This is a genomic window from Pseudomonas sp. SMV71, from assembly GCF_052042015.1.
Classification (GTDB): domain Bacteria; phylum Pseudomonadota; class Gammaproteobacteria; order Pseudomonadales; family Pseudomonadaceae; genus Aquipseudomonas.
On the sequence record NZ_JBKGGU010000018.1, the window covers coordinates 79,608 to 91,526 of the forward strand.

Annotated in this window: 10 protein-coding genes; 8 read left to right on the forward strand and 2 right to left on the reverse strand. The window is 63.2% G+C overall.

The window, feature by feature from the left end:
- Window positions 1-14: 14 nt before the first annotated feature.
- Window positions 15-614, reverse strand: coding sequence for a CoA pyrophosphatase (locus ACLEJQ_RS19055; RefSeq protein WP_440797420.1), 600 nt, complete (start codon window positions 612-614; stop codon window positions 15-17).
- 145 nt (window positions 615-759) lie between these two features.
- On the opposite strand from ACLEJQ_RS19055, the gene ACLEJQ_RS19060 reads away from it, so the two are divergent.
- The 8 genes from ACLEJQ_RS19060 (at window position 760) to ACLEJQ_RS19095 (ending at window position 11,366) form a co-directional block, all read left to right on the forward strand.
- Entirely contained in the window at window positions 760-1,311 is a 552-nt protein-coding gene (locus ACLEJQ_RS19060) for an NUDIX hydrolase (RefSeq protein ID WP_440797422.1), read from the forward strand.
- Window positions 1,312-1,350: 39 nt separating this feature from the next.
- Complete coding sequence (locus ACLEJQ_RS19065) at window positions 1,351-1,857, forward strand: L,D-transpeptidase family protein (protein ID WP_440797424.1); 507 nt, start codon at window positions 1,351-1,353, stop codon at window positions 1,855-1,857.
- A 421-nt stretch (window positions 1,858-2,278) separates the two neighbouring features.
- Entirely contained in the window at window positions 2,279-3,010 is a 732-nt protein-coding gene (locus ACLEJQ_RS19070; RefSeq protein WP_440797426.1) for a GntR family transcriptional regulator, read from the forward strand.
- 33 nt (window positions 3,011-3,043) lie between these two features.
- Window positions 3,044-4,150 carry an N-acetylglucosamine-6-phosphate deacetylase gene (nagA, locus tag ACLEJQ_RS19075; RefSeq protein ID WP_440797428.1) on the forward strand — a complete coding sequence of 369 codons (1,107 nt, stop codon included), beginning with the start codon at window positions 3,044-3,046 and terminating at the stop codon, window positions 4,148-4,150.
- The gene (locus tag ACLEJQ_RS19080; protein WP_440797430.1) at window positions 4,131-5,153 is read left to right on the forward strand and encodes an SIS domain-containing protein; all 1,023 of its coding nucleotides are present in this window, start codon (window positions 4,131-4,133) and stop codon (window positions 5,151-5,153) included. Before nagA ends, ACLEJQ_RS19080 begins: the two co-directional genes overlap by 20 nt.
- A gap of 64 nt (window positions 5,154-5,217) precedes the next feature.
- Window positions 5,218-7,728 carry a phosphoenolpyruvate--protein phosphotransferase gene (gene ptsP / locus ACLEJQ_RS19085; protein WP_440797432.1) on the forward strand — a complete coding sequence of 837 codons (2,511 nt, stop codon included), beginning with the start codon at window positions 5,218-5,220 and terminating at the stop codon, window positions 7,726-7,728.
- A gap of 31 nt (window positions 7,729-7,759) precedes the next feature.
- Window positions 7,760-9,484 carry an N-acetylglucosamine-specific PTS transporter subunit IIBC gene (gene nagE, locus ACLEJQ_RS19090; RefSeq protein ID WP_440797434.1) on the forward strand — a complete coding sequence of 575 codons (1,725 nt, stop codon included), beginning with the start codon at window positions 7,760-7,762 and terminating at the stop codon, window positions 9,482-9,484.
- A gap of 799 nt (window positions 9,485-10,283) precedes the next feature.
- A complete protein-coding gene (locus tag ACLEJQ_RS19095) occupies window positions 10,284-11,366 on the forward strand; it encodes a scabin-related ADP-ribosyltransferase (protein WP_440797435.1) in 1,083 nt (360 codons plus the stop codon).
- A 239-nt stretch (window positions 11,367-11,605) separates the two neighbouring features.
- On the opposite strand, the gene ACLEJQ_RS19100 is transcribed toward ACLEJQ_RS19095, so the two are convergent.
- The gene (locus ACLEJQ_RS19100; RefSeq protein ID WP_440797437.1) at window positions 11,606-11,917 is read right to left on the reverse strand and encodes an NGG1p interacting factor NIF3; all 312 of its coding nucleotides are present in this window, start codon (window positions 11,915-11,917) and stop codon (window positions 11,606-11,608) included.
- Between the last annotated feature and the right edge of the window lie 2 nt (window positions 11,918-11,919).

The following is an 11,919-nucleotide window of genomic DNA, read 5'->3' on the forward strand; positions in this document are numbered from 1 at the left end:
ATGATCCTCGGGCTTCAGGTATGGATGAAGGTTCTGGGCGGTTTGTGCAGGTCGATACCGGCGTCGAACAGCAGGTTGACCAGTTCGACGATCATGATCGCCGTCAGGCCCCAGATCTTGTATTCGCCGAAACGATAACTGGGCACGTACCAGCTGCGACCCTGGTAATCGATGCGATGCGTGTGTTCGCGGGGATCCTTGCGGAAAAACTCCAGCGGCACGCTGAACACTGCGGCGATTTCGGCATCGTTGGCCTGGTATTCGACGTAGTCGGGAATCACCCCGACGTACGGCGTGACCTTGATGCCATGCAGGGAAATCAACGGACTGAGGGGGCCGATCACTTCCACCAGGCCCGGCGGCAGGCCGATTTCTTCCTCGGCTTCGCGCAGGGCGGTGAAAACCAGGTCCGGGTCCTCCGGGTCACGGCGCCCACCGGGGAACGCCACTTCGCCGCCGTGGGTCGAGAGCCCACTGGCGCGCAGGGTCAATACCAGTTCCGGTTCTTCACTGCGGGTAATCGGCACCAGCACCGCGGCTTCGGGGAAACGTCGGTCGGCCTGCAAATCCTGCGGGGTATGGTTGCTTACTCGATGCAGTAGCTCGTCCAGCATGAGACTTCTCGATTTATTCGCTACCTTGCATCATGCACCAATCATTCAAGCGGCCCAACCCCCGTACCGCGTCGTGTCGCGAAACGACAACTTGCCGCACCGGCCCGCCCACGCCAAGATAGGCGCAGCATTCAGGAATCCAAGCATGAAATTCTGCAGCCAGTGCGGTAACCCGGTGACCCAACGCATACCCGAAGGCGACTCGCGCCTGCGCTTTGTCTGCGACGCCTGCCACACCATTCATTACCAGAACCCGAACATCGTGGCCGGCTGCGTGCCGACCTGGGGCAGCAAAGTCCTGCTGTGCCGGCGCGCCATCGAGCCACGGCGCGGCTACTGGACCTTGCCGGCGGGCTTCATGGAGAACGGGGAGACCGTCGAACAGGCCGCCGTACGCGAAACCGCCGAGGAAGCCTGTGCACGGGTGCGCAACTTGAGCATCTATACGCTGATCGACGTACCGCACATCAGCCAGGTGCATGTATTCTTCCGTGCCGAGCTGGTGGATGAAGACTTTGCCGCCGGGACAGAAAGCCTTGAGGTCAAACTGTTCGAAGAAGCCGATATACCCTGGGATGAACTGGCCTTTCGCACGGTGGGCCGCACCCTGGAATACTTCTTCGCCGATCGGCGAGCCGAGGCGTACCCGGTGCGATCCGAGTCGATCCCACCGCTGGCACAGCCCGCCAACTCCTGAAAACCATTTAGCCGCGACACTACCAGGGATATCGTTTCAATGCGTTGGTTGCTTGTGCTGTTCTGCTTGTCGTTCACCGCTGTGTCCCAGGCCTCTGCGTTGGGCACCTATGACGGCAAGGTCATCGAAAAAGTGCTGGTGCTCAAGTCCGCCCATCAATTGCAATTGATCAACGACGGCAAACCGCTCAAGACCTACCGTATTTCCCTGGGCAAAGGCGCCAAGAAGGGCCCTAAGCTGATCCAGGGCGACAAGCGCACCCCCGAAGGCTTCTACTGGATCGACTGGCGCAAGACCAGCGACCGCTTCTACCTGTCGATGCACATCTCCTACCCCAACATCAGCGACGCCGCCCGCGCCCGGCGTGAAGGCGTGGAACCGGGGAGCATGATCATGATCCACGGCACCCCGGACACCGAGGAAAATCCCGAAGAGCTGTTCCACACGCTGGACTGGACCGACGGCTGCATCGCCATGCGCAATGTCGACATGCGTGAAGTGTGGAACCTGGTGCCGGACGGGACGATGATCGAGATCCGGCCATAGCGCTGCGCTTCATCGCCTGAAGCGGAACGTGGAACAGTCCTGGCGGCAGTCGGGTGTGGGAGCGAGCCTGCTCGCGAAAACCACGCCACAGCCAGAATCGATGCTAGCTGCGCCACCGCTATCGCGAGCAGGCTCGCTCCCACCCTACGTGCGATCAGTCGCCGCAAAAAAATAAACAAAGCGCCAAAAGCAACCGGCATCCCTGCCGGCCAATACCACTTCGCCTTTCAATCCCCACGCTTTGCTGGATTCCCTGCCTGCGAAACGCATCGCACTAATACCACTTTATCTCCATCACTTTGAAGCAGTCCCTGAATGTCAAGGTAACGCGAAAAACCAGCATTGACGTGGTATTCAAGTGGTATTAATTTCCGCTTCACTCACCGGGCGAAAACAATCCTACAACCGCATCGGACACCTTATGCATGACATCCTGGCCTTGCGCCCTGACGACACCCAGCCCACACCGCTGTACTTGCAACTGGCCCGTAACCTGGAAGCGGCTATTCATGCCGGCCAATGGAAAGCCGAGCAGGCGATGCCATCCGAGCGCAGCTTGAGCGAACGACTGGGGATTTCCCGGGTCACCGCTCGCAAGGCATTGGAGGTGCTCCTCGAACAAGGCCTGATCCGTCGTCACCAAGGCTCGGGCACGTTCATCACTCCGCGCCTGGAACAGCCGCTGTCTCGCCTCAGTAGCTTCAGCGAAATGCTGCGGCTCAAGGGGTTCGTGCCCGGCTCCCAGTGGCTGCAACGGGAAATCACCCCACCCACCCACGAGGAATTGATCCGCCTGGGCCTGTCGCCCACCGACAAGGTCGCGCGGCTCAAGCGCTTGCGCAAGGCCGACGACACGGTCATGGCCATCGAGATGAGCACCCTGCCCGCCAGCATCGTTCCCAAACCACAGGCGGTGGGGGCCTCGCTCTACGAGTTTCTCGACAGCATCGGCAAACCGGTGGTGCGCGCCTTGCAGCACATCCAGGCCATCAACGCCTCGGACGAATTCGCGGCCCTGGTGGACATCGCCCCAGGCACCGCGATGCTGCTGATGACACGGGTCGGCTACCTGGAAGACAACACGCCCATCGAAGTCACCGACACTTATTGCCGCAACGATTACTACGACTTTGTCGCCGAGCTCCGGCGCTAGCCGCGCTGCCTCCCCAGACACCAGAGACTGCCCATGTCCGAAGACAACATCCTCACCGCCCATGGCTGGGTTCGCGGCCGCCTGATCCATGCCCACGGCAAGGTCGTGTCCGTCGAAGGCCAGCCATGCGATCCGGCTGACAATGACCTGCCTTACCTGTTGCCCGGCTTCATCGACCTGCATGTTCATGGAGGCGGCGGCAAGGACATCATGGAAGGCGCCGCCGCATTCGACACCATCGCCCGTACCCATGCGCGCTTTGGCACGACGTCCCTGCTGGCGACCACCATGACCGCGCCCAGCGATGAACTCGGCCGCGTGCTCGAAGCCTTGGGCGAGTTCTGCGAACAACGGCGCAGCGGCAGCGCCCGAGTGCTTGGCGTGCATCTGGAAGGCCCGTACATCAATCCCGGCAAACTGGGGGCTCAGCCGAACTTCGCCCACACCGCGATGATCGCCGAAGTAGAGGACTATCTGGCCCTGGCCCCCATCCGGGTAATCACTGTCGCTCCCGAAATCGCCGGCCACGATGCCCTGATCCGCGCCCTCAGTGCCCGAGGCGTGCGCATGCAGATCGGCCACACCCTGGGCAGTTACGAGGAAGGCGTCGCCGCGCTGGCCGCCGGGGCCAGCAGTTTCACCCATCTGTATAACGCCATGAGCCCGCTGCATCACCGCGAGCCGGGGATCGTCGGCGCGGCGCTGGCTCATGCGCGCTATGCCGAGTTGATCCCGGACCTGCTGCATGTGCACCCCGGCGCCATGCGCGTGGCCCTGCGCGCGATCCCGTGCCTGTACTGCGTGACCGATTCCACCGCGGCCGCCGGCATGCCCGATGGCGAGTACAAGCTGGGCAGCCACACCGTGACCAAGTGCCTGGGTGGCGTGCGGCTGGCCGATGGCACCCTGGCCGGCAGCACGCTGACCATGGACCAGGCGCTGCGCAACCTGGTGAAGATCGGCCTGTCCATCGCCGAAGCCTCGCAGCGCCTGTCCCAGTTCCCCGCCGACTACCTCGGCCTGCCCGAGCGTGGACGCCTGCAACCGGGTGCCTGGGCCGACTGCGTGCGCCTTGATCGTGCCCTGACCCTGACCGACGTGATGGTCGAAGGAGAAGCCCTTGACTTCCAAAATGCTTGAAGAAGCCCTCGCCGCTGACAAAGCCGTCGAACGCCAGCTGCAGCAACTGGATCCGATCCTGCAGGAGCTCGCCGGACGCCTGCGCCGCCAGCCGCCGCAAGTAGCGATGACCGTCGCCCGTGGCAGTTCCGATCATGCAGCCAGCTACTTCGCCTACCTGGCCATGCAACAACTCGGGCTGCCGGTGGCGTCGCTGCCGATGTCGGTGGTGACCATGCAGCAGGCGCCGCTCAAGGTCAGTGGCCAGGTGGCGTTCGGTTTTTCCCAATCGGGACAAAGCCCGGACCTGGTCAACAGTCTGCGCCTGTTGCGCAAGCGCGGCGCCTTGAGCGTGGCCATGGTCAACGCGCTCGACTCGCCTTTGGAAGCCGCTTGTGAATTCAGCGTGCCGCTGTGCGCTGGCGTAGAAAGCAGCGTCGCCGCCACCAAGAGTTTCATCGCCACCCTCAGCGCCAGCGCACGGCTAGTGGCCCAGTGGAAGGAGGACGCCCAGTTGCTGGAAGCCGGCACCGCCCTTCCCGAGGGGTTGCGCGATGCCAGCCGCCAGGATTGGAGCGCCGCCGTCGAGGCCCTGCGCGGCTGCCGGCAGTTGATGGTGATCGGCCGCGGCGCCGGCTTCGCCATTGCCCAGGAAGCGGCTCTCAAATTCAAGGAAACCTCAGCGATCCAGGCCGAAGCCTTCAGCAGCGCCGAGGTGCGCCACGGGCCTATGGCGCTGATCGATGAGCACTACCCGCTCCTGGTATTTGCCCCTCGCGGTGCCGAACAGGCTGGCGTGCTCAGCCTGGCTGCCGACATGCGCCAGCGCGGCGCACGGGTCTTGCTGGCCGCGCCCGATGACATCGTCGAGCGCGACCTGACCCTGACCTGCGCCGAACACCCGGCCCTGGATCCGATTCTGGCAATCCAGAGTTTCTATGGAATGGCTGCGCGCCTTTCCGTGGCGCGGGGCCTGGACCCGGACCAGCCGCGGCACCTGAGCAAGGTGACCCGCACGCATTGATCCGACAACCGACCGCAAGTCCAAGAAAAGGCCAGATGTGATCCGGGCCCAATGAGAGCAAGCCATGCCTGACAATAATAAAGAATTGACCCTCAGCGCCCCGCTCAGCGGCCCGGTGCTCAGCCTCGCCAACGTCCCGGACGCGGTGTTCGCCAGCGGCGCGCTGGGTGACGGGATCGCCATCGATCCGCTGAACGATACCCTCTATGCGCCTTGCGACGGCGACGTGATCCACGTCGCCCGTACGGGCCACGCCGTCACCTTGCGCGCCGACAACGGTGCCGAGGTGCTGTTGCACCTCGGACTGGACACCGTCGAGCTACGCGGCGACGGGTTTACCATGCTGGTCAAGGAAGGCGCGCGGGTCAGTAACGGTCAGCCATTGCTGCGTTACGACGTGGACAAGGTGGCTAGACGCTGCAAGAGCCTGGTCAGCCTGTTGGTCATCACCAACGGCGAGCACTTCCAGGCGCGACCCGTCACGCTCCTGGGTGTGAAAGTCGGCGAGCCGCTGCTGCACATCGTCGCCAAGAATACCGGCGCGTCCCCGGCCAACGATCAGGACGTCGGGCTGGAAGTCTCCGGCCAGGTCCGCATCGCCCATCGCGGCGGCCTGCACGCGCGGCCGGCGGCACGGGTGCGCCAGACCGCCCAGGGCTTCAAGAGCCGCTCGCAGCTGCATTTCGGCGGCCGGTCGGCATCCTGCGACAGTCTGATGGGAATGATGGGCCTGGCGATCACCGAACAGGCGCAGGTGCAGGTCAGTTGCCGAGGCAGCGATGCCGAAGCGGCGTTGCAAGCGTTACTGACGACCTTGTCCACCGCCTTGGCCGAAGAGACCCATGCACCGGCGCCGGCATTCAAACCGCACCCCCACCCCGCCGAAGACGGCGTGCTGCACGGCGTATGCGCCGCCCCCGGCGTGGCGGTCGGGCCACTGGTGCGGTTGGATGGCATTGTGTTGCCCGAGGACGCGGGCGGCCACGACGTCGAGGCGCAACGCCGACAACTCGACCAGGCTCTGGCGCAGGTCAGCGATGAAATCCGACTCACCCTTGACAGGGCAAGAACCCGGCGCAACAGCGACGAAGAAGCGATCTTCAACGCGCACCTGGCGTTGTTGGATGACCCGGCCCTGCTGGACGCCGCACGCCTGTGCATCGATCAGGGCAGTGCTGCGACTCACGCCTGGAGCCAATCCATCGATGCGCAATGCCGGGTGCTGCAACAACTGGGCAATACGCTGCTGGCCGAGCGCACCAATGACCTACGTGACCTGCGCCAGCGAGTCTTGCGGGCGCTGCTGGGGCAAACCTGGCCATTCGACGTACCGGCGGGCGCGATCGTCGCGGCCCAGGAGCTGACCCCATCGGACCTGCTGCACCTGTGCGCCCAAGGCGTGGCTGGGGTGTGCATGGTCGGCGGCGGCGCCACTTCCCACGTCGCCATCCTGGCCCGAGGCAAGGGCCTGCCGTGCCTCGTGGCGCTGGGCGAGGCCTTGCTGGAACAGCAAGGCCAGACGATGGTCCTGGACGCTGACGAAGGCCGTCTCGAGTTGCACCCCACTGCCGAGCGCCTGGCCCAGGTGCGACAGTTACACGCCGAACACGCCGAACGCCGTGCTCGGCAGCATGCCCTCGCGCACACACCTGCCCAAACCATCGACGGGATCCATATCGAAGTGGCTGCCAACGTCGCTTCCAGCGCCGATGCTGCCCAGGCCCTGGCCGATGGGGCCGACGGTGTGGGACTGCTACGCACCGAATTTCTCTTCGTGGACCGCCACACCGCGCCGGACGAGCAAGAGCAGCGCCAACGCTACCAAGCGGTGCTCGATGCCATGGCCGACAAGCCAGTGATCATCCGCACCATCGATGTCGGCGGCGACAAACAACTGGACTACCTGCCCCTGCCGAACGAAGCCAACCCAGTGCTGGGCCTGCGGGGTATTCGCCTGGCCCAGGTGCAGCCGCAACTGCTGGACCAGCAATTGCGCGCCTTGCTGCAAACCCGTCCGCTGGACCGCTGCCGGATCCTGTTGCCCATGGTCACTGAAGTCGACGAACTGCTGCACATCCGTCGGCGCCTCGACGCGTTGGCCAATGAGCTGGGCCTGAGCGAGCGACCGCAACTGGGGGTAATGATCGAGGTACCCGCCGCGGCCCTGCTGGCCGAACAACTGGCCGAGCACGCGGACTTCCTCTCCATCGGCACCAATGACCTGTCGCAGTACACCCTGGCCATGGACCGCGACCACGCCGGCCTCGCCCCCCGTGTGGACGCCCTGCACCCGGCATTGCTGCGGCTGATCGCCCAGGCCTGCGCCGGCGCGGCCCGGCATGGGCGCTGGATCGGTGTGTGCGGTGCCCTGGCGGCCGACCCGCTGGCGACACCGGTGCTCGTGGGGCTGGGCGTGCGGGAGCTGTCGGTCAGCGCGGCGCAGATCGGCGAGATCAAAGCACGTGTGCGCCAGCTCGACGCCGTCAAGTGCGCGTGCCTGAGCGCCGAACTGCTGACCCTGTCCAGTGCCGCCGCCGTGCGCCAGGCCTGCCACCAACACTGGCCCATGGGCTGAGTGCCTCGAACAACAATAAGGGAGAACCGCCATGTACCAGCACTTCATCGAAGGACTGCAACGCCTCGGCCGGGCACTGATGCTGCCTATCGCGATCCTGCCCATTGCCGGCCTGTTGCTGCGACTGGGCGACACCGATCTTCTGAACATCGTCATCATCCATGATGCCGGGCAAGCGATCTTCGCCAACCTGGCGATGATCTTCGCCATCGGCATCGCCGTGGGTTTTGCCCGGGACAATAACGGCACGGCGGGGTTGGCCGGGGCCATCGGTTACCTGGTGATGATCGCCACGCTGAAGGTGCTCGACGCCAGTATCAACATGGGCATGCTCGCGGGGATCATCAGCGGCCTGCTTGCGGGGGCACTGTACAACCGCTTCAAGGACATCAAGCTGCCCGAGTACCTGGCGTTCTTCGGCGGCCGGCGCTTCGTGCCGATCGTCACCGGCTTCAGTGCGGTGGGCCTGGGGCTGGTATTCGGCCTGGTCTGGCCGCCGATCCAGCACGGCATCAACAGCTTCGGCGCCTTGCTGATGGAAAGCGGCAGTATCGGCGCCTTCGTGTTCGGCGTGTTCAACCGGCTGTTGATCGTCACCGGTCTGCACCACATTCTCAACAACATGGCCTGGTTCATCTTCGGCAGCTTCACCGACCCGCACACCGGCGCGGTGGTCACCGGCGACCTGAGCCGATATTTTGCCGGCGACCCCAAAGGCGGCCAGTTCATGGCCGGCATGTTCCCGGTGATGCTCTTCGGCCTGCCGGCCGCTTGCCTGGCGATGTACCGCAACGCCTTGCCCCAGCGGCGCAAAGTCATGGGCGGGATCCTGCTGTCCATGGCGCTGACGTCGTTCCTTACCGGCGTTACCGAGCCCGTGGAGTTCGCCTTCATGTTCCTCGCGCCGTTGCTGTACCTGTTACATGCCTTGCTGACCGGGCTGTCCATGGCGATCACCGACTGGCTGAACATCCGCCTGGGCTTCACCTTCTCGGGCGGCTTCATCGACATGGTCCTGGGTTGGGGCAAGTCGACGAACGGTTGGTTGGTGGTGCCCGTGGGCCTGGCCTACGCGGTGGTCTACTACACCGTGTTCGACTTCTGCATTCGTCGCTTCGACCTCAAGACTCCCGGTCGTGAAGACGTCCCGACCACCGACAAACCGGTGATCGCCGCCAACCAGCGGGCCGCAGCCTACATCGCGGCACTCGGCGGCGCCGCCAACCTGATCACCGTTGGCGCCTGCACCACCCGCCTGCGGCTGGACATGGTGGACCGCAACAAAGCATCCGATAGTCAACTCAAGGCCCTGGGAGCCATGGCCGTGGTACGCCCCGGCAACGGTGGGAGCCTGCAAGTGGTGGTGGGGCCCATGGCCGACAGCATTGCCGACGAGATCCGCCTGGCACTGCCCGGGACCGCTACGAGCGACAAACCGGTGACCGAGCCGACGCAGGCCCGGTCGAACACCGTCAGCAACGAGCAGGCCGGGCAATGGCTGCAAGCCCTGGGCGGCCGAGACAACGTGCTGGCGCTGGAGTGCGTCGCCCAGACCCGGCTGCGAGTGCAACTGAGTGACGGCCGTCGGCTCTGCGAAGCGGATCTCAGCGCGCTGGGTTGCCAGGGGGTCAGTCCGTTGGAAGGCGGTGTCTGGCATCTGTTGGTGGGGGATAGCGCCAGCGCCATCAGTGACGCGCTGGAGGCGATGGCGAACACTCGTAACACCTATGCGCCCCCCGGCTTAGCCACCCCGTGAACCAGCCTGTGATAGATCTCAGAACCGCGGCCGTCCGCCAGGGTGAGTGCTAATCGCGCCACCACTGTCCACGGCCAAACAAGAAAGTGGCAGCGAGGGACAACCTTGAAACCCTGTCGGGAACTGCGGCGCGTCTGACCGACCTTCGCACCTGTGGCGAGGGGATTCATCCCCGTCGGGCTGCGCGGCAGCCCCTTGGTTGTTTATTCCCGTTTTCGTCGTGCCGCCTCGTCAGTTTCAGGGCCGCTGCGCGCCCAAGCGGGAGCAAGCTTCCTCGCCACGGGTCCTGTGCCTTACAGGCCCGTTTGTATTTATCTTCCGATTGATCGCGAGCAGGGTCGCTCCCACAAGGGCTGGGTGTTGTCCCACAGATGTGGTGATCAACATAGCCAGGTGTGGGAGCGAGCCTGCCCGCGATGAGGCCGGTACTGATTACATCACCCCCCAAACCCACCGTTCGTCTACCGCGCATCCCTTGACAAAACCCTCGATTAAAAGTCATTGATCATGACCCAACAACTGTCAGAAATAACAGGTAACGGATAATTCCGACAGATTGAAACCAATAAACACAACCTGGTTATTCGCGACCGTACCCAACCGATCAGCTTGTTACAAAAAACAGATCTTCCAGCCCGCCGCAGTCATCTACTCTCACCTTCACGCAGTGAACCGAGACGTACCCCAGCGGTACCCTCGCACTGCGCAACAGGTAGTCAAACTGTCAATTCGAAGAATAGGTCGTAATGAAGTATGTGATTCGATTGGCACCCTCGTTTCAAGTTGAGGTGTCCTAATCATGAGTAGAAGCAAAGGTTTTGTACGGGTGGCGGCTGTCGCCGTGGTATTGGCAGGCGCGTGGCAGGCGGGCCCAAATGCGTGGGCAGCGACCCAGGACCCGACGCAGAAAGAGGAGCCCTGGTACCAGGCCTGGCTTCAGGTCACGGCGGATTCGAGCGTGGATATCCGTGCGACCACACCTTCCCTGCGCTGGCGCACCGATATGGACACGCTCTATCGAGGCGACACCACCAATCAGGGGCTGGAGGCTTTCCAGGACGGGTTATTGCCTAAGTCCGTCGCGTTCCCCGAAGACGAGTGGATGTATGACTGGTTCAGCCATGGCGCTGGCGTCCAACGGTCGGTGTATAGCAGCACCACCCGCAATCAACGTATCGCCCAGAGTTTCGCCAATGAATGGGTGTTCGAGTTCAAGGCCCCCCATGGCATCGATCAGGAGCAATCGGGCGGGCCTATTGTCGGTGAGCAAGAGATCAGCTATCCGGGAGGGGTCAAGGGCATCTTTATCAAGCAAGCCTGCAAAAAAACCAACCTCGCCGATTGCATCGCCAACCCGAACTACCGTGAACCCACCGGCCACGAGACGATGCAGGAGGTTGCCGCGACCCGCATTGATTGGGACAAACTCGAACCGGCAGAAGGTCTGGCCTGGACAACGAACAAGCAATCCCTATGGGCAGTCGGCTCGGCACGGATCAATCCCGTCCAAGGAGCGGATGCACTGGCCAATGGCCTACGGGCAAAGAATTCGCAGCCACCGGTCTTACGTTGGGCGAGCAGCCCGGAATCAGCTTCCATTCAATCGGTCGTCGTGGCATTTCGTGACTACAGCGACGCCAAGATCTGGGCGGTCACGGAATCGGCAAACGGCGGCTGGGTGTATGAGGTCAGGCCCAACAGCGTAGCGGTGGATCTGTCAGGTAAGTACACCGGCAACCGTCCAGGGGCTTACGCATTCATTGGCGGTATCAAGAGCGGACTGTTGATGAACGCACGCCGCTTCGAAAAAGGCGTCAGTGAACCGGTCGAGTGCATCGGCATCGAGAAAGAAGCCTGCCGCCTCGAGAACCGGCATCAATAGACGGGCTAGGTAGAACCTCTGTGGGAGCGAGCCTGCTCGCGATAGCGGTGGATCAGCTGACATAGAAAGTGGATGTACTGGCCTCTTCGCGAGCAGGCTCGCTCCCACAGTTTTCGGGCCCACCGGAGATCCCATGTGGGAATCGGCTTGCGCTGGCAGGCATGTTTTAAACTGTTAAACCCGCCCAATAAAAAACCCGCTGAATCAATCAGCGGGTTTTCATCTCAACGGCCAGAGAATCAGAAATCCTCCAACCGCCACACCTCATAGGCTGGCGTCTCGTAGGGATGGCTCTGTTTCAAAGCCTTCACCACCCCCTCGATCAGCTCGTCAGCAACCACAAGCTCCACTTTCCATTCCTCGACCTGCTCGACCTGCCCCACCTCGCCAATGAATGGCTGGCTGCCGTCCAGCGGGCGAAACTGGCCCAGACCCAGCACTTGCCAGGCGCAGCGGTCATAGTCGCCGATTCGCCCGCCACCGGCAGCGAATACGGCGCTTTTGACCACGTCCACGTGGCTGGGCGGGACGAAGAAGCAGAGCTTGTACACGC